The following is a 22,452-nucleotide window of genomic DNA, read 5'->3' on the forward strand; positions in this document are numbered from 1 at the left end:
CGTGTCCTTGTCTTCAGGAATTGAGCGGAAGGGTCGGGATGCCTTCCTCGTCCAAGATCGCCTGGATCCGGTCCCTGCCCGTTTCGAGCGCCTGGTCGATGCGCTCCAGCAGCTCGGGCTTCGTTTTTGCGACGCCTACCGATTGGCTGTATTGCAGGGGAATGATCAGGCCGTCCTGGCGCTCGATCTCGTTGCTGATCAGCGTCAACTTCAGCGGCTCGCGCGAGTCGCGGACATAGCGGGCGACATCCGGGGCGAAGGCGATGCCCAAGTCGGCATTGCCTGCCGCCACCTCGGACACGACGCGATCGGCGGGCACTTGGGTGTATTTGTTGCGCCGGTCCTCGAAGTCGGTCAGCGAGGCCTGGTAGATCAGATTGTATTCATAGCGGCCGGTATATTTCAGGATCGTCTCGGCCGGGCTGTGATAACGATAGGAAAAGGTGTCGAAGCCTTCTCGGTCGACGTCCTGCCACTTGTCGCCATCGAAGTTGCGGTCCTGGCGGCTGATGAAGGCATAGGCCGAACGGTAATAGGGCTTGCTGGTCAGTAGCCGCTTGTCATCCTGATCGACGCCGACCAGCACGTCGCACAGATCGTCCTCGATCCCGTCACGGACCAGGTAGATCGCGTCCTTTTCGATCATCACCAGGTCCAAGGTCATCCCGGCCTCATCGGCCAGAACCTCGGCGATCCTGTTCTCGAACCCGGTGCCGTCCTTGGTCGAATAGGGCGCGTCCATGGTCGAGGCGCAGACCCGCAGGGTGTCGACGGCTTGGGCATTGGCTGCACCAAGGCTGCACAGCAGGACAGCCGTTCCGCAGCCGAAGCGCGAAATCATGGCATTCATCGTGAAGTCTCCCAAATGTCGGTCTATGGTGCGGCGGGCCGGTTGCAGCCCGCCGTGGCAGGGATCAGGCGTCGTCGCCTGGGATCCATTCGCCGGTGTTCACGTCGTCGGTGTAGACGCTGTCGCCATTCAGCGAGAAGACCATCACTCCGCCGCCCATCTGGGTGAACTCCTTGAGCCTGCGGAAGGCCCCCACCGAACCCAGGCCGGCGGTCGGGTCGTTCAGGTCGAAGACCAGGCCCACGCCGGGCCAGCCGCCGACGCCATAGTAGATCGCGACATACTGGCGCCCGTCATGCTGATAGGTCATCGGATGGCCGACCACGCCCGACGGCAGCTTGTGCTTCCACAGCAGGTCACCCGTGTCGCTGTCGCGGGCCTTGAGGTAACCGTCCAGCGTGCCATAGAAGGTCAGTCCGCCGGCAGTCGCCATGGTGCCGCCCCAGACCGCGAAGCGCTCCATCTTCTCCCAGGCCATTTCGCCTGTGATGGCGTTGTAGGCCTTGATCTGGCCCAGGCCGAGGCCGTTCTGGCGATCGCCCTTCGGTCCCGGATACATGTCCAGCGTGGCGCCTACGAAGAACTGGCCCGCGCGATAGGGCAGCATGAACGGTTCCCAGTCCATGCAGATGTGGTTGATGCCCAGCATGAACAGTTTGCGTTCCGGGTCATAGCTGTCGTGGCCCTGGTTGTGATAGCCCATGGCCGAGGGGCAGATGTCGCGCGCCTTGTGGTCCATGCGCGTCCCAAACTCCGGATCGCGAACCGGCAGACCAGTATCCAGCTGCACTTCCTTCACCCAGTTGACCGTGTCGTCCATCTTGTCGGCCGAAATCAGGTCGCCGTTGGTGCGGTCCAGCGTATAGACGATGCCGTTGCGATCCGGGTGGGTCAGCAACTTGCGCATGTTGCCGTCCTTGTCTTCCTGTTCGGACAGCATCATCACGTTGACGCCCGCATAATCCCATTCGTCATGCGGCGTCTTCTGATAGGCGAACTTGGCCTCGCCCGTGGTGGCCTCGCGGCCCCAGATGGCCATGGTCCATTTGTTGTCCCCCGGACGCATCGTCTCGTTCCAGGGCGCCGGGTTGCCGGACCCGTAATAGAACAGGTCCACCTCGGGGTCATAGGCATACCAGCCCCAGTTGGTGCCGCCGCCGATCTTCCAGGCGTCGCCTTCCCAAGTATCGGTGCCCAGGTTGAACTGGCCGTAATGCGGGTTTGGCTCGTTGAAGTCCGAGGCCAGCTTCAGTTCCTCGTCCGGGCCGGTGGCAAAGGCGCGCCAGCGCTGTTCGCCGGTCTTCACGTCATAGGCGGTCACATAACCGCGCACGCCCAGTTCCGCGCCCGACGATCCCACCAGCACCATGTCCTTGATGACATAGGGCGCGATGGTCAGGGTGGAGCCGACCTTGATGTCGGAGTTTTCCATGATCCAGACGTCCTCGCCCGTCTCGGCATCCATGGCGACGATATGCCCGTCAAGCTGGGTGCGGAAGACAAGCGGCCCGCGCGTGTCGTCGCCCGGCCAATAGGCCAGACCGCGGTTCACCACGTCGCAGCAGGCGACCGTGCGGGCGGTCGGGTTCTGGCGCGGCTTGTTCTGCCACAGGATCGTTCCCGGATCGTTCAGATCCAGGGCGAAGGTGGTGTTCGGGAACGGCGAATGGACGAACATCTTGTCACCCACGACAAGCGGCGTGCCCTCGTGCCCGTGCAGCACCCCGGTCGAGAACGACCAGGCCGGGCGCAAGTCCTTGACGTTTTCCTTGTTGATCTCGGTCATCTCCGAATAGTTCTGCGCGTTGTAGTCGCGCCCGGTCATGACCCAGTTCGCCGGATCCTTGGCAAGCTCGACCAACTGGTCATTGGCTGCGGCTGGCGCCCCGAACGCCAAAACCGCAGCCACCGCCATTGGCGAGACATGGGTCATCGTCTTGCGAATTGTGCTTCTCATCTGATCCTCTCCCTATCGCGCATCCCGGAGCCGGTGTCAGATCCCCCCTGCACCGGCTTCATGCGCCTGCTGCCAGCCTTTCCCCTTTCGGGTTCGGGCATGTTGCAAGGACGATCAGACCACCGCTCTATGCGACTGTCTGCGGGGAAGGACGCCCGATCTTGACGGGGCATTTGCCCTGTCCATCAAGGTTCAAAGTCACCCTGTTGCGAAAGGCACCATACCAATGTCCGTCGCTAGGCCAGATTGTCTCATCCCTTAGGCTGACCTACCCTTGGATAGCGCATGAGGCGCGTGGGCGAATCACGGTGAGCATCGGGAAAGGGATCTGATGGAGGTCAATGAGACACATCCGCGCACCGTTGCCCTTGCCTTGGCAAGCGCTGCTGTCATCCTGCTGCAGGCGTGCCGTGACGAAGAGACGACGCTGCCCGCCGCGTCCGACCAAGGCCAGCACACAGAACAATATGCGCCTGATTGGCTGGAGGCATCCGAAAACGAAACGCCTTTGGCCTTTCTGGCACGTGTGACACAGACCGCTCCCCGATCGATTTCGCCGTCGCTTAACCGCGCGGCCGCCACCTATGATGACAGTCCCCGAATGGTCGCCAATCGGACAGCCCAGTTGTGGCATGAAATCCGCCAGAAGGACGACCCGCCCATGGCCATATACGTCCTGCTTAACCAACTGGCCATGCGGCAGGACGCGCCCGATCACAGCATCGGCCCCGTCATCCAGCACTACCGCGTCCTGCGTGCGCAGGGGCATCCGCATGACGCCGCCATGCAGGCCGCGACTGCTTCAGGAAAGGGGCGCTGATGCGGCAGGAATCCGGATTTCTTTTCGACACGGCCGTTCCACAGCCCAAGCGGCTGTGGTCATTGCACAAGATCGTCACGGTCGTGCCGCTTTCCGTGGGCGTCGCGCTCGGCGCGACTATTGCCGCCATCATTATCCTGAACGCCCGCATCGCGATCGAAGAGGAAACAGCCTCGGCCTTCCGCACGGCGCAGGCCACAATCGCTGTCCGGATGCCGCCCAGCTTTGCCCGTGCCGACACCATGGGAGAGGCCATGCAGATTGCCCATGAGATCGACGCGCTCCGCCATGTTTCCGCCCATGTAGTGGACAACAAGGGCACCCCCCTCCTCAACCCGTCCGCATCGGTTTCGATGGAAGACGTAGAAGCGCCTGGGTGGTTCACATGGCTGATGCGCCCCGAAGTGAAGGCGGACTACTTCACCATCTCGCATTATCCCAATGTCTTGGGCAGCCTTGTGGTCGAAACCGATCCCACCGACGAAATCAGCGAGGTTTGGGAAGATTTCCGCATCATCATGCCCCTGCTGGCGCTGACCTGCATCGCCCTGATCGGCATGTCGATGGGCTTCAGCAACCTGATCCTGCGCCGTTTGCATCGCGTGCAGGATGCGCTTGGCGCCATGCGGCACGGCGATCTGGAGCGCCGGGCCCCGCCCGATCACTTGGTCGAATTTGCATCGCTGGCCGACGACGTGAACGCCCTTGCCATCCACCTCAAGTCGCAAAGAGCAGAGAACGAGCATCTGCAGACCCGGCTTCTGACGCTGGCGGAAACGGAACGGGCCAAGATTGCCTCGGATCTGCATGACGACATGGGCCCGCAGCTTTTTGCGTTGAACGCCGCGCTGTCCCAGGCCATTGCAGCCGCCCGCGACGTATCGGGCTCGGGGGCCGCGCAACTTGATGACGCATTGCGCGCCATCTCGACCCATACCGACGCGGTTCGCGACAGTGCCCGCAGCGCCATCAACGACCTGAGACCCATGCTCATGGGTTGCGGATCACTGCAGGAGTTGCTTGGGGAACTGGTGGCCGAATTCACCGAGATCGCGCCAGAGGTCACCATCGACCTGGACTGCAAGAACCAGGTTGCCGCGGACGAACTGGCCGAAACGGCAATCTATCGCTTCGTGCGCGAAAGTCTGTTGAACGCGATCAGGCACGGGAAGGCCCAGCGGATCAGGATTGAGATGCACCTGGCCGAAGACCTGATCGTCACGAAGGTCCGGGATGACGGCCGCGGTCCCTCAGGGCGCCTTCCCTCCCGAGGCCATGGTCTGACCGGCATCCGGGACCGCGCCCGCGCCTTGGGTGCCAGCTTTGATCCACCCCGCCGCGTGGGCGCGGAAACTGTCACTGAACTGAGGATGCCTGCACGATGATCGAAGCCCTGGCCCATGAAAAATCTGCCGAGCGCCTGAAGCGCATCGTCATTATCGATGACCATCCCGTGGTGGTGGAAGGCTGGGGCCGCATCATCCGTCAACGCATCCCCTGCGAGATCGTGGGCGCCGCCACCGCGCTTGAAGGTTGGCGCGCCTGGCGTGCGGCCCGGCCCGACATGATGGTCGTCGACCTGACCTTGGGCGACCACAAGATCGCGGGGATCAAGCTGATCGACCGGCTGCGGATGCTGGACCCGACCTTGCCGATCCTGGTCTTCACCATGCATCGCAGCCCGATCCTGGCCCGCCGCGCCCTTCAGGCGGGGGCCAACGGGATCATAAACAAGGATTCCCCCTCCGACGAAATTCTGACCGCCCTCACAGAGGTTCTTTCAGGCGGCAACTACGTCGGAAGTCGGCTGGCTACGCAGATCGCGCTGATGAACCTGCCCGGACGCCACGGTAGCAGCTCAAGCCTTACCGCGCGGGAGGAGGAAATCCTGGGCCTCATCGCCGAGGGATTGTCCTATCGCGAAATCGCGGACCGTGCCTGTATCAGCTACAAGACTGTCTCGAACGTGAGCTTGGCCTTGCGCGACAAGCTAGGCGCCGCCAGCTTGGGGGATCTGGTCGTTAAGGCCATCCGGTATTTCGAAGGTAGCTGAACCGCAAAGACCAACAGATTTGGCATCATAAATCGTCAAAGTTGTGATGAAGCAGGCTGAGGCGCTTGCCATAAGGGGACGGGGGCATCATGGCGCAATGTCTCTCTCGGCCTAGGCTGTGTGGAAACTGATGTTCGTGGTAAACTTTGACATAGCTGTGGGGGATCAGCATGTCGGGCTTCATCGAGGGCGTTGAGCGCGGGCAGACGGTTCTCTTTCCAGATCGTCTCGAAGTCTGGATCACCGAGGATCATCTAGTTCGCGTTATTCAGGGGACGAGTTCAGGGACAAGACCACTCGGCCAAACGAGATGTGGCAGACCGACTTCACCTATCTCAAGGTGACAGGCTGGGGATGGTTCTACCTGTCCACCGTCCTCGATGACTTTTCCCGCTATATCGTCGGCTGAAGCTGTGCACCACCATGAACGCGGACGATGTCAGCGCGACGCTTGATATCGCCCTTGCTGCATCCGGATGTGACAGCGTCACCGTGCTGCACAAGCCGCGGCTGCTGAGCGACAACGGCCCTTGCTACATTGCTGGTGATCTTGCCGGATACCTCGAAGAACATGGTATGGACCATGTCCGCGGCGCCCCCAATCATCCCCAGACGCAGGGCAAGATCGAGCGCTGGCACCAAACCCTCAAGAACCGCATTCTGCTGGAAAACTACTATCTGCAGAGTGAACTCGAGGCGGCCATCGCGGCCTTTGTCGAGCATTACAACAACCACCGCTATCACGAGAGCCTCGGCAACCTCACACCCGCTGACGTCTACTTCGGACGCGGCCCGGCTATCCTCGCAGAAAGGGAGAAGATCAAGAAACTGACCATCCAGAACCGGCGCTTGATCCATCAGCGCCAGGCAGCATAACCTCAACCCGCAGAGCTAGGACCCTCCAGACCAAAATCAGGCCGCCTGTTCCAAATCATTCGACGACGGACAGGGTGATGACGGCAGTCCGACAGGATCACCAACATCTCGCCGCAGACCGTTCACCGGCCGATGCCCTATGCAGTGGCCGCACGCACTATGGTCGCTGACATGGCCGAGTCCGTGCCGGTTGCCGGGGGAGCGATCGACACGCGCGCAGAGGTGACGATCACCTGGGAGATCGCGCCGGCGAGTGAAGCGGGGAGCTCGGCGCCGATCAAATAGATGGGTTTGGCGAAAGGCATCTCTGGTCGCGCAGCCAGGGGTCATCATCGAAGCATGATGGTTGCTCCTTTGCTGCGTTCGCCTTAGTCAGCCGCTGAAATCGCCGAGGATACTATGGCCCAGAACGATCTAGAAACCCGCCACCTCGAAACGCTGGACCGAGACCTCGGACGCTTTTCGACCCTGGAGAGAGCGACCACCTATATCTCTCGACCGCTGGTCGCGCCGGGAGTGGCGCTCTCCTTCATCCTGCTGGCGGGCTTCGGTGCAATGGCGGCCTTTGGGCTGTCCAGCGGCGGGCTGATTGTCGCCATGGCGGCAGTCATCGGGGCCTACATGGCCCTGAACATCGGCGCGAACGACGTGGCGAACAACATGGGTCCCGCCGTGGGCGCAAATGCGCTTACAATGGGTGGAGCAATCGCCATTGCCGCGATCTTCGAAACCGCCGGTGCGCTGATCGCTGGTGGGGACGTGGTGGGCACCATCTCTCGGGGGATCGTAGCACCGGAGAGCATTGGCGAGCCGTCAGTGTTTGTCTGGGCGATGATGGCGGCCCTGCTGTCCTCAGCGTTGTGGGTCAACGTCGCAACCTGGATCGGCGCGCCCGTATCTACCACGCATTCGGTAGTGGGTGGCGTTATGGGCGCGGGTATCACCGCTGCAGGCTTTGGGGCGGTCAGCTGGCCGACTATGGCCACGATCGCGGCAAGCTGGGTCGTCTCACCCCTCCTGGGCGGCGTCATCGCTGCGGCATTCCTATGGTTCATCAAGGCGCGCATCATCTACCGCGATGACAAGATCGCAGCTGCGCGCATATGGGTTCCTGTCCTGATCGGCATCATGGCCGGCACCTTTGCCGCCTATCTTGCCTTGAAGGGCCTGAGCAGGCTTGTGACCATATCCTTCGGCAATGCCCTGGTCATCGGAACAGCATTGGGTCTGGTCTGCTGGCTGGTGATGATCCCGGTGATACGACATCAGTCCCATGGGCTGGAAAACCGGAACAAGTCACTGAAGGTTCTGTTCGGTATTCCGCTGGTCGTATCTGCGGCACTGCTCAGCTTCGCGCATGGCGCCAATGATGTGGCTAACGCAGTCGGGCCGCTGGCTGCCATCGTGCAGGCGCAGGCTTTTGAGAGCGCGACCGAGTCGGTAGCGATCCCGTTCTGGGTCATGCTGATCGGGGCTTTCGGTATTTCCTTCGGCCTGTTCCTGTTCGGCCCCAAGCTGATCCGCATGGTCGGGAGCCAGATCACCAAGCTGAACCCGATGCGCGCATACTGCGTCTCGCTCTCTGCGGCCCTGACGGTGATCGTGGCCAGTTGGCTTGGCCTGCCGGTCAGCTCCACCCATATTGCAGTGGGCGCGATCTTCGGAGTGGGTTTCTTTCGCGAGTGGGACGCGGAACGACGTCTGCGGGCTGCACAAGGGAACGAGCACGACCTCCCTCATCCCGGACCTGAGGAACGTCGGCGCCGTAAGCTGGTGCGTCGGTCGCATGTCATGACGATTGGTGCCGCCTGGGTTATTACAGTTCCAGCAACGGCAGTTCTATCTGCCATTCTGTTCCGGCTGCTGAACGCTTTCGGGCCTTGATCGAAACTTTCCAGGGGTCTGCATAGAAGCTGCCGCAAACTCCAATCCACGTCTGGGCAAGCTGAGATCGGTCGGCAGGAGGGGCGGGTGGGATGGCCCGACTATGCAGGGCCGCCCCGATCATTCGGCGGCAGCGCGCGCCGGAGCCTTCGCCGAGATCAGCGCGGTGCGCAGATCAGACTCCATACGCACCAGTTCCTGCTCGGCGGCGGCCCGCTTGGCCTTGCCTTCGTCGGCAATGCGCAGGCTGTCTTCGATCGTGCCGATCAGCTCCTCGTTGGCCTTGCGGATCGCTTCCACATCGAAGATCCCCCGCTCCATCTCGGTGCGGATGACCGTATTGGCCTGACGCAGGTTCGCAGCATTGGCCGTCAGCAGATCATTGGTGAGAACCGAGGCGGCCTTCACATCGCGGGCGGTATTGGCTGCGCGCTGGATGGTAATCGCCTGGGCCGGCTGGTTCTCCCACAGCGGCACGGTGTTCGTCAGCGTCGAGGTAATCTTCGCCACCAGCGACTTGTCGTTTTCCTGGACCAGGCGGATCGAAGGCAGCGACTCCATGGTGACCTGCCGGGTCAGCTTCATGTCGTGGACACGCCGCTCTAGGTCGTCGCGAACCGACTGCAGATCACGCAGCTCGCTTGCAGCAAGGAGCTTGTCACTCTCGTTCGCAATTTCCATTTCCCGTTGCTTCTCGGGAATGGCCACGGCCTCGATCTCGGCGATCTTGGCCTCCCCCGCGGCGATGTAGATTGCCAGCTGGTCATAGAAGGACAGGATCTCGGCATAAAGCCTGTCAAGTGCCTTGATGTCCTTCAGCAGCGTCAGCTGGTGGCGTTCTAGGTTGGTTGTGATCTCGTCGATCTGGGTCTGGATCTTGTCGAACTTCGCCTTGAACCGGGCAATCGGAGTAGCCTTGCCCATCATCTTGGACAGGAAGCCCTGCTTGGTGCTCAGGTCAATCGGCTGGCCCAACGTCAGTTCGAACCGGCTCATATCATTGCATGGTCGATGTGGCGAAGCCCATCAAGCCCTAGCAAGGCAGGCACACTTACGAAGAAATGTGCAACTGTAATGCTAGGGCGGAGAAGCCATGGGTGCTGGAGACCACACTGCTGCATTCCGCAGAAGATGGCTGGCCAGACATCACTCTCCGGGGATTGGAGCGACCTCGAAGGAAATCTGGCCAGCCATGAACCACATGCGCGACGCCAAGCTTCAGCGTTGTCGCCGCGAATGTTGATCCGCCATCTATGTTCCAGTCAAACAACAGCTTGGTTGGGGCTGATCATCAAAGCATCAGCGCCGCCGCCCAAGCAAACAGCACCATGCCGAAGTTCGCATGGATGAAGGTCGGGATCACGCTGTCCTTGATGTGGTCGTGCTGGCCATCCGCGTTCAGGCCTGCCGTTGCGCCCAGCGTGATGGTGGACGCGGGCGATCCTGCATCGCCCAGAGCCGCCGCTGCACCGAGAAGGGCGACTGTCGCCAGCGGCGAGAAGCCAAGCGCGAGGGCCAGGGGCACATAGACGGGCGCGAGGATCGGGACGGAGGCGAAAGAGTCGCCGAAGCCGATCGTGATGAACAGGCCAACAAGCAACATGATCGCCGCGCCAAGAGCCTTGTTCTCGCCGATGAACGCTGCCGATGCAGCGACCAGCGGCTGAACTTCTCCGGTGGCGGAAAGCACCCCCGCGAAACCCGAAGCAATAGTGATGATTACCGCCACTTGCGCCATCATCCGCAGGCCTTCGGTAAAGACGTCGTCCTGGTCCCGCCAGCGGAAGATGCCCGCAAAGCTGAGGATAACGAAGCCGACCATGGCCCCGATCAGGAGCGAGTCGAACTTGATCTGGCACACCAAAGCCACCAGCAGCGCAGCGATCGTTGCCAGCAGCTGCGTGAGGTCAAGGGTGACAGGGACCTTGGCGGCAGCCGGTGCCTCATTCTCGATCGTGTGATAGTCGCGCGGCTTGCGGTAGGTGATGAAGACGGCGACGAACATCCCGGCCAGGATCCCCATCACCGGCAGAAACATTGCCTTAGGCGCCATATCGGCTGTAACAATCAGGCCAAGGTCTGCGCCAACATTGTTCAAGTTGGTCAGAAGGATGTCGTTCAGGAAGATTGCCCCGAAGCCTGTCGGCAAAAGCAGGTAGCTGGAACTGATCGCGCAGGCCAGCACGCAGGCGACGGCCCTGCGGTCCATGCGAAGCCGGTTCATGATGCCCAGGAGCGGCGGGATCAGCACCGGGATGAAGGCGATATGAACAGGGATGAGGTTCTGCGACATGACAGAGGCGGCGCAGAGGATCAGCAGCAAGGTCCACTTGATGCTCTTGCCAGTGGCGGCCTCACCCGTCCCCAGCCGTCCCGAGATCTTCGCGGCCAGCAGTTCCAGCAGGCCGCTGCGCGCCAGCGCTACGGCGAAGGCGCCGATCATGATGTAGGTCATGCCGACTTGCGAGCCGATGAGCAGGTTCTCGTTCAGCGCAGTGATCGTCTCGGTCATCGACAGGCCTGCTTGCAAGCCGCCCAGCACGGCCGCCGAGACCAGGGCGATGGCAACGGGCAGCCGCAGCAGGCAGAGCGTCATCATCACAGCGATCGACAGGACGACGGCGTTGATGTGTAGGCCCGCCGCGAGCGAGCCTCCGTAGATCGCTGCAGACAGGCCAAACACGGGGAGCACGCGCTTGCGAAGGAACTCTCCGTCGGAAGGAAAGCTCATGGGCAGATCAGTCATGGTCATTCTCTTGAAGGGTCCGGGCCCAAAGCCCGGCACGCACGGCGATACGTCGCACGGGGACAGAGATTCAACCGGATTGTCTGTGCTACCTCTTCGGATGGGTCTTGAAATCACTGTCGAGTCAAGCGGTGTTACGACCCACCTCACGGCGGACACTTGCATGAAGTGAGCTTGGCGGGAGGCACTCACAGCCCCTGAAGGTAGATGACAGAGACCAGTCGCAGTTCGACCTACCTACCGCCAGCTCTTATAATAATCGTGGACCACATCGATTGCCGCTTCCGCCAGCTCTGCCATTTCTTCGTCTAGGGCTGTCCGTGGCCGACTCTGCCACTTTTTCAGACGATCCAGTTCAGCCTTGCGGTCGACGTTCACGAAGGCTCCATCGGCATAGACTGTGCGCCCTGCAACCATGACCTGAGCGACGGCCTCTGCTTTGGCACGCCGCACAAGCACGTCGGCAAAGCCGTTTCGTGGATCCTGCCATGGATAAGTCACCCGATCCCAATCGAGCACAACAAGATCCGCCGCCTGTCCTTTCGCAAGCCCACCAATCCGCTCGCGGAACGGCGTCGTGGCGGCCCCGTGACGGGTGGCCATTTGTAGAACCTGTGCCGCCGTTGGTGCGGGTGATTGATGTCCTGATGGACGGTGCAAGGTCAGAGCCATGCGCATCTCTTGCAGCATGTCACGGTCGTCGTTGATCCCCGCCCGCAGACTCCCCGTAGGCGTCCAAGAGTTGCCGGACGTAGCGCGCCTCATGAGTGGCGATCTCATTTGGTGGCGGATCACAGATCGGGCGCGGCGGGAGACCTCCGCCAAAGCGAACCGCATGGTAGGTTGTCGTCTCGTGTCTTGCGATCAGCTCCAACAGGCTCATCGAGCCGAAGATAGAAAAGTCGAATTTTTCAAAATACTCAAGAAGCTCGCCGGTAAGCGGCACTTTAGCCTTCGAAGTTATCTCGGCGCAGCATTGCTTCTCCCAGTTCTGTCTGACGCTCTCTTTGAGCTTGCCTGGATCCAGAAGGAGTTTCCCAGCAGTGGTGCCGACATCGCGGCTTGCGGCAAAGTAATACTTGCGTGGCACCGAGTATTCCTTGCGCCACGTATAGTATATCAACTTGCCGATCTCGACATGGATGTCAGACGGTCGAAGGGGGTTGTCGTAGCGCTTGCATTGGAAGTTTTCCCAAGGTGCTGCGAAGCCGACGGCCTGCGTGAAACACGCTACGTCGATTCCCATGTCCCCTGCGCCAGCGAAACGCCGGACCATCGGGTATTCCTGCTTAAATGAGGTTGCCCACTCCTCGATAAACCTCTCCCACTCATCGGAGGAGAATAATTGCACCCTCGAAACTTTTGGGATTGGGAGGCCCGCGTAGACGTGCCCCGCAGACGGCGAATGCACGACCTTTTCGGGGTCTATGGGTGTAAGGTCGTTTAAATTAAGCATTTCTAAACAAAGCCCCTGCGCGAAAGGTAGTCTGCGAAACAGCCAAAGGGCAACTACTATCTGAGCTTGGAAAATGCTTTGCACACTTGGCCTAGCGGACACATGAAGACGGCGAAGCTGAAGCTGTTCACCCGACGCTTTTGGTAAAAGCGACTGGCAAAAAGGTGATCGGCAAGATGCGATGCGGGCGCAGGCAGCTTTTCCGCCCCCCATGATTAGCACGGCGCCACCTCGTCGAGCGTCGTATCACGGTCCGCTCTTCCGCTTTCGCTGCGTTTGCAGCGCCGAACCGCCTTCAGACAGCTTTCCGCCCTTTACAGCGCAAGCGACACCTAACTTCATGATGAATAAGTGTGCGATACGACACAACATTCCATTCCTGGGCGGCAGTTCGTCCGTCAACATGTGGTCGCCAATTCATCAGCCTTTGAAGATCGTGAGCAGGTGGACAAACGAGCGTCTGCAACTATTCATCGCGGGCTGGCTGCCGAGGCGCTATTCGGTGTCCTTTCCGGTGGCAGGCGTTCTCTTGACTGAAAGGACAAGCTTTGACCCTTTCATCAGCCCATATCCGCCATTGCGGATGTTGAGCTCCTTGCGGGTGATATGTCCGGCGCGCAGGTCCTCGTCGTCGGCGGCGCGGGAATCTGCCTTCTGGCGGGCACGCTCCTTGGGATCAAAGAATGACACGCGCATGTTGAGCTCCTAGGGCTGGAAGGAAGGTTGCGGCAAACTTGACCGGCAGACAAGACAGGCGCGACGTTATCTTATGTTCGGACTGCTCGCATGGAGATTGCAAGGTCGCACATAGAGCTAACCCGTCACCTGGCCTACTGAGGAACACGGAACCTTTGGCATTGGTGGCCACGGGTCACGTGATGATCGGCCTGTTCTCCAATTCCGCCGCACGATCAAGCATCCGCAGGACAGTGCGCAGGCTCGGACGAGTGGGGGCAGCGGGTGCGGCCCTGGACAGTGCCTCGGTGACAGACCATACGGACGCGGCCGAGAGGCCGCGCCCTTGACCTTCGCGCTGGGCGAAGGTGATCAGGTCCGGCAAGCCGATTTCCCGGAGACGGAGGATCGTGCAGCGGCTGAGCAGTGGCGGCGGCAGCGGGGACAGGCTGTTGGTGAGCAGGATCCAACTCACATAAGACATGTCAAAGCGCACACGATAATAGGGGCAACTCCATTCGGCAGCGGTGCTGGACTCCAGCAGAGGCAGCAGCGCCTCCGCGAGGCTGAAGGATTGGTTTCGTCCAGACTTGGCGCTGCCCGCCTTTTCCAGCTCGTCGATCATGACGATAGGGTTCCCGGTCAGTTTAGCCATGATGCACTCTAGGACCCTCCCCGGCCGGGCACTCGACCAGCCACGCTGACAGCCGACGACACCGAAAGAGGCGTTCTCGCCCGTCGCATCCACGTCCACCTTAGCGGTGCCGATCAGCGCTCCTAATCGACGCACCCAATAGGTCTTCCCGATGCCCGGCGGTCCGTCGAGGATCACTGGCGGCATGCGGAAGCCCGCCCAACCTTCGCGCACCGATCGACGCATGGCATGCCAAGCGTGCTCGGTAGCAGGCGCCATCCAAGGCATCTCGCCGTGTAGGCGTGCGGCCAGTTCGTCGGCATGATCCAGACTGGAGATGCGAGCCAGGGCGACACCGTTCTTCAAGGACGAGAGGTTCTGGCGATCCTCCCGATTCAAGTGGCTCAGGCCCGTTCTGCGCAGGACCCCGTCATGCAGGCGCACCGCATGTCGATCCACGCGCTTCATGTCGTCTAGGGACAGCCTAATCCTCTCGCTCTCCTCACCTTCGATCGGCCAGTGCCGCTCCTCTTTCACCTCTTTCGACAGATCGACACCCGCATGTCGGGCGCGCAACCACTTCAGGTGCCTGGCCAAGTGAGAGCTGATCTGTCGCGGATTGAGCGAAGGATCGGGAAACGTGGCCTTCATGATCGGAAAGCGTGTCATCGGGGTTCCTCGACTGATCGCTCCGCCGCATGGCGGACGAGCCTCCCGCCAGATCATGCGGCGCGGATGCTGGATTTCAGGAAGGACCCGGGTCTGTCAGGAAGTCATGCAAGTCGCCAGAGCAGCCGTCAAGCCGGGGCGCCGGAAGAACAGGAACTGCGAGGCCGACAACTCGAATCAAGCGCCAATGACGGCAACCCTCTGACTTTTCTCTGGAAACTGATTGAATAGCCTAGGCGGTGGAAGTTTTATGGTTGTCAAAAAGGAAGCGGATCCGGCCGAAAGGAAGTTTTATGCCAGCCGGCACACCTCAAACGGTGTCCAGATACAGTTCCACCGTTTCCTCGTCCGACAGTTCCGACATGTAGTGCAGTTCCTGCCGCTTGGTCATGACGAAATTGTCGATCAGATGGGCCGGGAAGATCCGCCGCATTTCGGGACAGGTGTGGAAGGCGTCTATCGCTTCGGCCCAAGTGGCGGGAAGCTGATCCAGGTGCTGGTCATAGGCATTCCCCTTGAAGGGTTCGGGCGCCTCAAGCTTTTCCAGCAAACCGTTCAACGCTGCCCCCAGGATCGCCGCGACGGTCAGGTATGGGTTCACATCGCCGCCCGCCACCCGATGTTCGATGCGCCGCGCCTTCGGACCCGATGACGGGATGCGGATCGCCGCCGTGCGGTTTTCATAAGCCCAGCCGATGCCGGTCGGCGCATGGGCATTGGGCACCAGCCGATCATAGCTGTTTTCATGCGGCGCGAACAGCAGCGTGGAACCCGGCATCGCGCGCAAGCATCCGGCCACGGCATGGCGCAGTTCGGCCGTGCCGTCTTCTCCGCCATTATCGAAGATGTTGCGGCCGTCCTTGTCGAGGATCGAGAAGTGCATGTGCATCCCGTTCCCTGAAAACGCCTCATAGGGCTTGGCCATGAAGCTGCCGGCGAAACCGTATTGGCGCGCGATGCCCTTGACCAGCATCTTGAACAGCCAGGTGTCGTCCGCGGCCTTCAACGGATCGGCCTGGTGCATCAGGTTGATCTCGAACTGGCCCGGCCCCGCTTCGGAAATCGCGGTATCGGCGGGAATGTCCATCGCCTCGCAGGCGTCGTACAGCGTGGTGAAGAACTGGTCGAAGGCGTCAAGCGCCTTGAGGCTGAGAACCTCGCCGCCGGTGCGGCGCTTGCCGGATCGGGGACTGGGCGGCACGCGCAACTGGCGGCCGGAATCGTCGATCAGGAAGAATTCCAGTTCGGTCGCCACAACGGGCGTCAGGCCGGCGGCCTGGTATCGTTCAACCACCCGCGCCAAGGCCTGTCGGGGATCGCCTTCATAGGGGCGGCCGTCGGGGTGGAACATCCAGATCGGCAGCAACGCGGTCGGTGCGTCCAGCCAGGGCATCGGCAGGAAGCCGCGTTCGGTGGGCAGCAGCAGCCCGTCGGGATCGCCTATCTCGAAGACCAGGGGGCTGTCCTCGACATCCTCGCCCCAGATATCCAGGTTGAGGACGGAATAAGGGAACTTGGTCCCTTCCTCGAGGATCTTGCTGGCATAGCGGGCGGGGATGCGCTTGCCGCGCGCGACCCCGTTCAGGTCGGCGGCAGCCACGCGGATGGTCTTGACTTCGGGATGTTCTTTCAACCAGTCCATGACTTACCGGATCACTTGCGGACGATAACGGATGCGCCGCGCCGCGCCGGGCAGGTGGCGGTTCAGGCGCCGGTTCACGATACCGAACAGGCCGATCAGCGCCAGGGTCGAGACGATGAAATAAAGCGCGACGATCGGATAGGCGATGAAGGGGTTGAAGGTCTGCCCCGCGAAATAGCTGGCATAATACAGGCTGTCGCCCCGCTGCTGAAAGGCCGGAAAGCCCGAAAAGAAGACCAGCGTGGTCGCGTGGAACAGGAAGATCGCCTCGTTCGTATAAGACGGCCAGGCCAGCCGCAGCATCGTCGGCCACAGCACGCGGCGGAACTTGGTCCAGCCGGTCATGCCATAGGCTTCGGCAGCCTCGATGTCGCCCTTGGGGACCGACATCAGCGCGCCGTGGAAGATCTGCGCGGAATAGGCGGCGGTGTTCAGCGTCAGCACGATCAGCGCGCCCGCCCAGGCCTTGGTCAGCCAGCTTGTCGCCACGGTGAAGCCGAAGATCTCGACCCCCGCGCGGGGCAGCATCACAAGGGCCTCGTAGGCCAGGAAGAACTGGATGAACAGCGGGCTGCCCCGGAACAGGAAGATGAAGCCCTCGGCGGGCTTGCGCAGCCAGGGGTTCGTGCTGGTCTTGGCAAGGGCAAGGCCAGTCGCCAGGAAGAACCCGAACAGCAGCGCAAAGAAGGCGAAATACAGGTTCCAGATCAGCCCGGATCCGATCAGGGTGAATTGCTGGCACAGCGTGAAGTCGCTGCGCGGCAGCAGCCGTTCGCCAAAGCCAAGCGACCGCAGGCCGTAATCCATGATCGTCTGCGCGCAGCTCACACGACACCTGCCTTGCGCTGCGCCTCGCCCGCCATGGTGGCCTGGCCTGCGGACAGGCGGCGGATCACCCGGTCAAGAACGCGTTCGGACACCCAGGTCATCAGCAGATAGAAGACCAGCACGGCCAGGAAGTAATACAGCCGCCAATCGGGATGCGGATAGGCAAAGGACGACGTCTTGGCCCCGCCCAGTTCGCGGGCCCAATAGACGATGTCCTCGATCCCCAGCAGGAACAGCAGGGGCGTCGCCTTGATGAGGATCATCCACAGGTTCGACAGGCCGGGCAGCGCATAGGTCCACATCTGTGGCACCAGGATCCGGCGGGTGACCTGTCGCTGCGTCATGCCGTAGGCCTCGGCCGTTTCAAGCTGCGCGCGGGGCACGGCCTGCATCGCGCCATACAGCACATTGGCCGCGAAGGCGCCGAAGACGACCGAGAAGGCGATCACGGCCAGCGTCATGGCATAGATGTCATGGACCCATTCGGGACTGGTGGACAGGGGCAGCTTGGCCGCCGCGCAGACGACGAAGTCGTTGCCCTGGCGCACCGGGGCGTCGCTGTCGCACAGCGCCTGATGCCGCAGCCACTCCAGGCCCTGATCCAGCGCGATCGGCACGAACAGGAAGAACACGATGTCGGGCACACCCCGTACCATCGAGGTATAGACCTTGCCGAACCACCGCACCGGCGCGATCCGCGACCGCGACGCCATCGCGCCGCCATAGCCGAACAGCAGCGCGATGGGCGCGGTGATCGCCAGCAGCAGCAGGACAACCCCGAAGCTGGCATAGAACAGCATATGCGTGCCCGTCGTCAGATAGCACGACAGCCAGGCAAGCCCGTCCAGCACCGAAGGGTCGCTGCAAAAGGAAAACATCATTCGTCCCGGTAAGGGCCGCGGGCCGTCCCGCAGCCCGTCAGATCATTCGTAGGTCTGCGCGTCGTCGCCGAAATGCTTGCGGATCAACTCGTTCAGGCTGCCATCTTCCTTCATCGCGGTGATGGCGGCGTCAAGTTTCTCGCGCAGTTCGGTATCGGACTGGCGCACGCCCACGCCGATGCCTTCGTCCAGGTTCACCTGTTCGCCGACAAAGACCAGGTCGTTGCTGTCCTCGACGAAGGGGCGCATCACCTCGTGGTCGCCGAAGCCCGCGTCGGCCTCTCCGTTGCGGACGGCGGCGAAGACCTGGTCGATGTTGGGGAATTCCAGCATGGTCGCGCCGGTTTCCGCGATATACGACGCCTGCACGGTCCCGGTCTGCACGGCGATCACGCCGCCTTCCAGGTCAACGCCATCCTGCAGCGCGACATAGGACGAGGGCGCGGGCGGAAGGTAATCCTGCGTGAAGGCGATGACGGCCTTGCGTTCCTCGTTGATGCTCATGGCGGCCATGATGGTGTCATAGTTCGACGACACCAGGTTCGGGATGATCGAATCCCAGTCGTTCTTGACCCAGGTGCATTCCAGTTCCGCGCGCCGGCACAGTTCGTCGCCCAGTTCACGCTCGAAGCCCGCGACCTCCCCCGCCTCGTTGATGAAGTTGTAGGGGGGGTATGCGCCCTCGGTCCCCATGCGGACGGTCTGGGCCATGCCCATGCCTGCGGTCAGCGCCAGGGCGGTCGCGGCAAGCAGCAGTTTCTTCATTCTTTCTCTCCTGTTGGACGTCTATTCTAATGCGCCATCGAGGCGCTGAGGAACTGGCGCAGCCGGTCGGTCTGCGGCGCGCCGAACAGCCGCTCGGGCGGGCCTTCCTCGGCGATCAGGCCCTGGTGCAGGAACACGACATGATCGCTGACATCGGCGGCCAGGCGCATGTCATGGGTCACGATGATCATGGTGCGATGTTCGGCGGCCAGATCCTTGATGACCCGCACGACCTCTTGCTGCAGTTCGGGGTCAAGCGCGCTTGTCGGTTCGTCGAACAGCAGCGCCTTGGGCTGCATGCACAGGGCGCGGGCGATGGCGGCGCGCTGCTGCTGGCCGCCCGACAGTTGCGCGGGCCAGGCATCGGCCTTGTCCCCGATGCCGACCTTGTCCAGCAGCGACCGGGCGCGGGCCTCGACCGTGGCGCGATCCTCGCGCAGGACGGTCACCGGCGCCTCCATCACGTTCTGCAGGATGGACATGTGGGACCACAGGTTGAACTGCTGGAAGACCATCGACAGGTTGGTGCGGAACCGCATCACCTGGGCACGGTCGGCAGGCACGCGGGCCATGCCCTGCCCCTTCCACCGGACCGGTTCGCCTTCGAAGCTGATCTCTCCGGCCTGGCTGTTTTCCAGAAGATTGCAGCAGCGCAGCAGCGTGGACTTGCCCGACCCCGAGGATCCGATCAGACTGACCACATGCCCGCGCGGCGCGGTCAGGGACACGCCCTTCAGCACCTCGACCTGGCCATAGGACTTGTGAAGCCCTTGGATCCGGATCACGGGCGCGGCGTCTTGCGGGCTGGCTTTATCGTTCATCATCGGCGCATTGGGCGATAATCCCGGCGCTTTTGCAACGGGGTCTGCGGGGCAACCTGCCGATAAACGCAGGTTGCCGCTGCGTCAGACGATCTCGACCGAGTATTTCTCGATCACGGTATTCGCCAGAAGCCCCTCGCACATCTTTTCCACCTCGGTCTTGGCCTGCGCCGCATCGGTCGCGTCCAGATCCAGTTCGATCACCTTGCCCTGGCGGACACCCGCCACGCCCTTGTGTCCAAGACCGCCAAGCGCGTGGCGGATCGCCTCGCCCTGCGGGTCCAGGACGCCATCCTTCAGCATGATCGTGACACGGGCTTTCATGGCGTCTTCCTTCAATTGATCGCGGTCGGCTTCAGGCTGGTGGTATTGGCGGGCATCAGGCCCAGGCGGCGCGCAACCTCGGTATAGGCGTCGGTCAGGTTGCCCAGGTCGCGGCGGAACACGTCCTTGTCCAGCTTCTGGTTGGTCTTCATGTCCCACAAGCGGCAGCTGTCCGGGCTGATCTCGTCGGCGACGATCAGGCGCATGAAATCGTTATCCCAGACGCGCCCGATCTCGATCTTGAAGTCGATCAGCTTGATGCCGACGCCATAGAAGACGCCCGACAGGAAGTCGTTCACGCGCAGCGCCAGCGACACGATATCGTCCAGATCCTGCTGGGTCGCCCAGCCGAAGGCAATGATGTATTCCTCGGACACCATCGGGTCGCCCAGTTCGTCGTTCTTGAAGCTGTATTCGACGATGGGACGCGGCAGCAGCGTGCCTTCCTCCAGCCCCAGGCGCTTGGACAGGGAGCCGGCGGCGAAGTTGCGCACGATCACTTCCAGGGGCACGATCTCCACCTGGCGGATCAGTTGCTCGCGCATGTTGATGCGGCGGATGAAATGATTGGGGACGCCGATATTCGTCAGCCCGTTCATGAAGAACTCGGAAAGGCGGTTGTTCAGGACGCCCTTGCCTTCGATCACGGCCTTCTTCTGCGCGTTGAAGGCGGTCGCGTCGTCCTTGAAGTACTGGACCAGCGTGCCGGGTTCGGTGCCTTCGTACAGGATCTTCGCCTTGCCTTCATAGATCTTCTTGCGGCGCGGTGCCATGGCGGGCGTCCTTTCGCATGTCCCTTATCCAAAGCGCCTTACCTCACAAGCGCACCCGGGGGCAATACGAGAGGCTTGCAAGCGGCCGTGGCCGGGATAACATCGGGGCCAAGACAACACGGAGGCCACGATGACCACCTTCGACGACCGCGAACGCGGTTACGAATCCAAGTTCGCGCATGACGCCAACCTGCGCTTCAAGGCCGATGCCCGCCGCAACCGCCTGTTGGGCGAATGGGCGGCCGGGCTTCTGGGCAAGACGGGCGACGACGCGCGCGCCTATGCGATGACCGTCGTGACCTCGGACTTCGAGGAGCCAGGCGAGGACGATGTGTATCGCAAGCTGGCGGCCGATCTGGAAGGCAAGGCGGGCGAGTCGGAAATCCGCACCAAGATGGCCGAACTGATGCAGGTCGCGCGCCACCAGATCATCGACGAAACGACGTGAAACCGCGCTGATCGTTCCAACAAGGGGGCCGGTCGGCCCCCTTTTTCATGCGGGCCGGGCCGCGGCTTCGGCGCGCGGATAGCGCAGCGCCATGGTCACGCCGCGCGACAGGTTCAGCACCATCAGCGCCGCCCACAGCCCATGGTTCCCCCAGACCGGCGGCAACAGCAGCACGGCGGCCAGGAAGGCCAGGGCCGACCAGATCATCGCCACCCGCATGTCGCGCGTCAGCGTCGCGCCGATGAAGATGCCGTCCAGCATCCAGGCTCCGACCCCGATCACCGGCGCAAGCCCCAGCCAGGGCAGATAGGCTCGCGCCTCGGCCCGCACCTCGGGGGATGTGGTCAGCAGGTCGATGATCGCGCCTCCGCAAAGCCAGAAGGCCAGCCCCAGGGCAAGCGCCCCTGCGACACCCCAGGCCGAGGCAAGGCGGGATGCCTGCCGCACCCCGTCCGGCTTGCGGGCGCCGACCGCCTGCCCCACCAGGCTTTCGGCGGCGAAGGCGAAGCCGTCCAGGGCATAGGCGGTGATCGACAGGAATTGCAGCAGCACCTGGTTGGCAGCCAGCGTCACGTCGCCCTGCCCCGCGCCCAGGAAGACAAAGCTGGTGAAGCTGGCCTGAAGCAGGACGGACCGGATCATGATGTCGCTGTTCACGCGTGCAAGGCGCGTCAGCTTGTCCCGCGCGAACAGCCCGGCCGCGTGCCAGCCCTGCGCCAAGGGCTTGCGGGTCATCCACAGCCCCAAGGCAAGCCCGCAATATTCCGACAGCAGCGTGCCGACGGCGACGCCGGGGACGCCCCATTCCAACCCCAGGACGAACCAGACTGACAGTACGACGTTCAGCCCGTTCTGGACCAGATGCAGCAAAAGCACGGATTTCGCCCGTTCCACCGCGATCAGCCAGCCGGTGATGGCATAAAGGGCGATGGTCGCGGGCGCCCCCCAGATGCGGATCGACAGGTAGTCGCGGGCCAAGGCCTCGACCGCGGCCGAGGTCGGGGCAATCCTGAACGCAGCCCAGAAGACCGCGCCCTGGATCAGGACGAAGCCCAGCCCCGCGGCCCCGGCTATCGCCAGCGCGCGCAGCAGATGCGCGCCGCTTTCGGCCCCCTGACCCGCGCCATGGCTTTGCGCCACAAGGCCCGATGTCCCCATCCGCAGGAAGCCGAAGATCCAATAGATCGAGGTTAGGATTACGGATCCAATGGCGACGGCCCCAATCGCCTCGGGCCGGCCCAGTTGCCCGATGACCCCGGTATCGACCAGTCCCAGCAAAGGCACGGTCGCGTTCGATATCACGATGGGCAAGGCGATCGCCAGAACCCGCCGGTTGGTCGGCCTGTCCAT

20 protein-coding genes and 2 pseudogenes are annotated in these 22,452 nt (G+C 62.1%); 6 read left to right on the forward strand and 16 right to left on the reverse strand.

Annotated elements, in window-relative coordinates; all coding sequences use genetic code 11:
* Positions 1–13 precede the first annotated feature (13 nt).
* Together moxJ and CK944_RS01080 are read right to left on the reverse strand one after the other, a co-directional pair.
* Positions 14–841, reverse strand: a complete 828-nt coding sequence (moxJ, locus tag CK944_RS01075; RefSeq protein ID WP_103171316.1) for a methanol oxidation system protein MoxJ — start codon at positions 839–841, stop codon at positions 14–16.
* A 73-nt stretch (positions 842–914) separates the two neighbouring features.
* Entirely contained in the window at positions 915–2,807 is a 1,893-nt protein-coding gene (locus CK944_RS01080) for a methanol/ethanol family PQQ-dependent dehydrogenase (RefSeq protein ID WP_308421436.1), read from the reverse strand.
* Positions 2,808–3,138: 331 nt separating this feature from the next.
* On the opposite strand from CK944_RS01080, the gene CK944_RS01085 reads away from it, so the two are divergent.
* The 5 genes and pseudogenes from CK944_RS01085 (at position 3,139) to CK944_RS01105 (ending at position 8,440) form a co-directional block, all read left to right on the forward strand.
* Positions 3,139–3,627: a hypothetical protein gene (locus CK944_RS01085; RefSeq protein WP_103171158.1), complete on the forward strand. Its 489-nt coding sequence runs from the start codon at positions 3,139–3,141 to the stop codon at positions 3,625–3,627.
* A complete protein-coding gene (locus CK944_RS01090) occupies positions 3,627–5,012 on the forward strand; it encodes a LapD/MoxY N-terminal periplasmic domain-containing protein (RefSeq protein WP_103171159.1) in 1,386 nt (461 codons plus the stop codon). The genes CK944_RS01085 and CK944_RS01090 overlap by 1 nt, the downstream gene beginning before the upstream one ends.
* Positions 5,009–5,680, forward strand: a complete 672-nt coding sequence (locus CK944_RS01095) for a response regulator transcription factor (RefSeq protein WP_103171160.1) — start codon at positions 5,009–5,011, stop codon at positions 5,678–5,680. The genes CK944_RS01090 and CK944_RS01095 overlap by 4 nt, the downstream gene beginning before the upstream one ends.
* Before the next feature lie 268 nt (positions 5,681–5,948).
* Positions 5,949–6,556: pseudogene (locus CK944_RS01100) on the forward strand (transposase); the annotation flags it as partial.
* Between the two features lie 399 nt (positions 6,557–6,955).
* Positions 6,956–8,440 (forward strand): inorganic phosphate transporter, encoded by a 1,485-nt coding sequence (locus tag CK944_RS01105; protein ID WP_103171161.1) that lies wholly within the window; start codon positions 6,956–6,958, stop codon positions 8,438–8,440.
* Positions 8,441–8,560: 120 nt separating this feature from the next.
* On the opposite strand, the pseudogene CK944_RS01110 reads toward CK944_RS01105, so the two are convergent.
* The 13 genes and pseudogenes from CK944_RS01110 to purC form a co-directional block, all read right to left on the reverse strand.
* Positions 8,561–9,403, reverse strand: a pseudogene (locus CK944_RS01110) (toxic anion resistance protein); the annotation flags it as partial.
* 328 nt (positions 9,404–9,731) lie between these two features.
* Positions 9,732–11,186, reverse strand: coding sequence for a Na+/H+ antiporter family protein (locus tag CK944_RS01115; RefSeq protein WP_205048990.1), 1,455 nt, complete (start codon positions 11,184–11,186; stop codon positions 9,732–9,734).
* A 237-nt stretch (positions 11,187–11,423) separates the two neighbouring features.
* Complete coding sequence (locus CK944_RS01120; protein ID WP_229665107.1) at positions 11,424–11,876, reverse strand: amidohydrolase family protein; 453 nt, start codon at positions 11,874–11,876, stop codon at positions 11,424–11,426.
* Position 11,877: 1 nt separating this feature from the next.
* Complete coding sequence (locus CK944_RS23930) at positions 11,878–12,462, reverse strand: hypothetical protein (RefSeq protein ID WP_229665106.1); 585 nt, start codon at positions 12,460–12,462, stop codon at positions 11,878–11,880.
* Between the two features lie 675 nt (positions 12,463–13,137).
* Positions 13,138–13,338 (reverse strand): hypothetical protein, encoded by a 201-nt coding sequence (locus CK944_RS01130; RefSeq protein WP_103171164.1) that lies wholly within the window; start codon positions 13,336–13,338, stop codon positions 13,138–13,140.
* 175 nt (positions 13,339–13,513) lie between these two features.
* Entirely contained in the window at positions 13,514–14,620 is a 1,107-nt protein-coding gene (locus tag CK944_RS01135; RefSeq protein WP_158247933.1) for an AAA family ATPase, read from the reverse strand.
* A gap of 310 nt (positions 14,621–14,930) precedes the next feature.
* Complete coding sequence (locus tag CK944_RS01140) at positions 14,931–16,262, reverse strand: glutamine synthetase family protein (protein ID WP_103171166.1); 1,332 nt, start codon at positions 16,260–16,262, stop codon at positions 14,931–14,933.
* Between the two features lie 3 nt (positions 16,263–16,265).
* The gene (locus tag CK944_RS01145; protein WP_103171167.1) at positions 16,266–17,090 is read right to left on the reverse strand and encodes an ABC transporter permease; all 825 of its coding nucleotides are present in this window, start codon (positions 17,088–17,090) and stop codon (positions 16,266–16,268) included.
* A complete protein-coding gene (locus tag CK944_RS01150) occupies positions 17,087–17,968 on the reverse strand; it encodes an ABC transporter permease (protein ID WP_103171168.1) in 882 nt (293 codons plus the stop codon). The genes CK944_RS01145 and CK944_RS01150 overlap by 4 nt, the downstream gene beginning before the upstream one ends.
* Positions 17,969–18,013: 45 nt before the next feature.
* The gene (locus CK944_RS01155) at positions 18,014–18,736 is read right to left on the reverse strand and encodes a transporter substrate-binding domain-containing protein (RefSeq protein ID WP_103171169.1); all 723 of its coding nucleotides are present in this window, start codon (positions 18,734–18,736) and stop codon (positions 18,014–18,016) included.
* Positions 18,737–18,762: 26 nt separating this feature from the next.
* Positions 18,763–19,560 (reverse strand): ABC transporter ATP-binding protein, encoded by a 798-nt coding sequence (locus tag CK944_RS01160; RefSeq protein ID WP_370463849.1) that lies wholly within the window; start codon positions 19,558–19,560, stop codon positions 18,763–18,765.
* A gap of 81 nt (positions 19,561–19,641) precedes the next feature.
* On the reverse strand, positions 19,642–19,881 hold the full coding sequence (purS, locus tag CK944_RS01165; RefSeq protein WP_103171170.1) for a phosphoribosylformylglycinamidine synthase subunit PurS: 240 nt from the start codon (positions 19,879–19,881) through the stop codon (positions 19,642–19,644).
* Between the two features lie 11 nt (positions 19,882–19,892).
* Complete coding sequence (gene purC / locus CK944_RS01170; protein WP_103171171.1) at positions 19,893–20,654, reverse strand: phosphoribosylaminoimidazolesuccinocarboxamide synthase; 762 nt, start codon at positions 20,652–20,654, stop codon at positions 19,893–19,895.
* Positions 20,655–20,784: 130 nt separating this feature from the next.
* On the opposite strand from purC, the gene CK944_RS01175 reads away from it, so the two are divergent.
* On the forward strand, positions 20,785–21,102 hold the full coding sequence (locus CK944_RS01175; protein WP_103171172.1) for a DUF1476 domain-containing protein: 318 nt from the start codon (positions 20,785–20,787) through the stop codon (positions 21,100–21,102).
* A gap of 45 nt (positions 21,103–21,147) precedes the next feature.
* Here the strand turns inward: CK944_RS01175 and CK944_RS01180 are convergent, their stop codons facing one another.
* The gene (locus tag CK944_RS01180; RefSeq protein WP_103171173.1) at positions 21,148–22,452 is read right to left on the reverse strand and encodes an MATE family efflux transporter; all 1,305 of its coding nucleotides are present in this window, start codon (positions 22,450–22,452) and stop codon (positions 21,148–21,150) included.

Origin of the sequence: Paracoccus sp. SY, from assembly GCF_002901215.1 — a bacterium.
GTDB classification, from domain to species: Bacteria; Pseudomonadota; Alphaproteobacteria; order Rhodobacterales; family Rhodobacteraceae; genus Paracoccus; species Paracoccus acridae.

Excerpts from the sequence above, each read along its gene's own strand:
- CK944_RS01155 (WP_103171169.1), bottom strand. The coding sequence starts at position 18,736 with ATGAAGAAACTGCTGCTTGCCGCGACCGCCCTGGCGCTGACCGCAGGC.
- CK944_RS01085 (WP_103171158.1), top strand. The coding sequence starts at position 3,139 with ATGGAGGTCAATGAGACACATCCGCGCACCGTTGCCCTTGCCTTGGCA.
- CK944_RS01175 (WP_103171172.1), top strand. The coding sequence starts at position 20,785 with ATGACCACCTTCGACGACCGCGAACGCGGTTACGAATCCAAGTTCGCG.
- CK944_RS01080 (WP_308421436.1), bottom strand. The coding sequence starts at position 2,807 with ATGAGAAGCACAATTCGCAAGACGATGACCCATGTCTCGCCAATGGCG.
- CK944_RS01160 (WP_370463849.1), bottom strand. The coding sequence starts at position 19,560 with ATGATGAACGATAAAGCCAGCCCGCAAGACGCCGCGCCCGTGATCCGG.
- CK944_RS01115 (WP_205048990.1), bottom strand. The coding sequence starts at position 11,186 with ATGACTGATCTGCCCATGAGCTTTCCTTCCGACGGAGAGTTCCTTCGC.
- CK944_RS01105 (WP_103171161.1), top strand. The coding sequence starts at position 6,956 with ATGGCCCAGAACGATCTAGAAACCCGCCACCTCGAAACGCTGGACCGA.
- CK944_RS01135 (WP_158247933.1), bottom strand. The coding sequence starts at position 14,620 with ATGACACGCTTTCCGATCATGAAGGCCACGTTTCCCGATCCTTCGCTC.
- CK944_RS01150 (WP_103171168.1), bottom strand. The coding sequence starts at position 17,968 with ATGTTTTCCTTTTGCAGCGACCCTTCGGTGCTGGACGGGCTTGCCTGG.
- CK944_RS23930 (WP_229665106.1), bottom strand. The coding sequence starts at position 12,462 with ATGGTCCGGCGTTTCGCTGGCGCAGGGGACATGGGAATCGACGTAGCG.
- CK944_RS01090 (WP_103171159.1), top strand. The coding sequence starts at position 3,627 with ATGCGGCAGGAATCCGGATTTCTTTTCGACACGGCCGTTCCACAGCCC.
- moxJ (WP_103171316.1), bottom strand. The coding sequence starts at position 841 with ATGATTTCGCGCTTCGGCTGCGGAACGGCTGTCCTGCTGTGCAGCCTT.
- CK944_RS01130 (WP_103171164.1), bottom strand. The coding sequence starts at position 13,338 with ATGCGCGTGTCATTCTTTGATCCCAAGGAGCGTGCCCGCCAGAAGGCA.
- CK944_RS01180 (WP_103171173.1), bottom strand. The coding sequence starts at position 22,452 with ATGGACAGGCCGACCAACCGGCGGGTTCTGGCGATCGCCTTGCCCATC.
- CK944_RS01095 (WP_103171160.1), top strand. The coding sequence starts at position 5,009 with ATGATCGAAGCCCTGGCCCATGAAAAATCTGCCGAGCGCCTGAAGCGC.
- purS (WP_103171170.1), bottom strand. The coding sequence starts at position 19,881 with ATGAAAGCCCGTGTCACGATCATGCTGAAGGATGGCGTCCTGGACCCG.
- purC (WP_103171171.1), bottom strand. The coding sequence starts at position 20,654 with ATGGCACCGCGCCGCAAGAAGATCTATGAAGGCAAGGCGAAGATCCTG.
- CK944_RS01140 (WP_103171166.1), bottom strand. The coding sequence starts at position 16,262 with ATGGACTGGTTGAAAGAACATCCCGAAGTCAAGACCATCCGCGTGGCT.
- CK944_RS01120 (WP_229665107.1), bottom strand. The coding sequence starts at position 11,876 with ATGCTGCAAGAGATGCGCATGGCTCTGACCTTGCACCGTCCATCAGGA.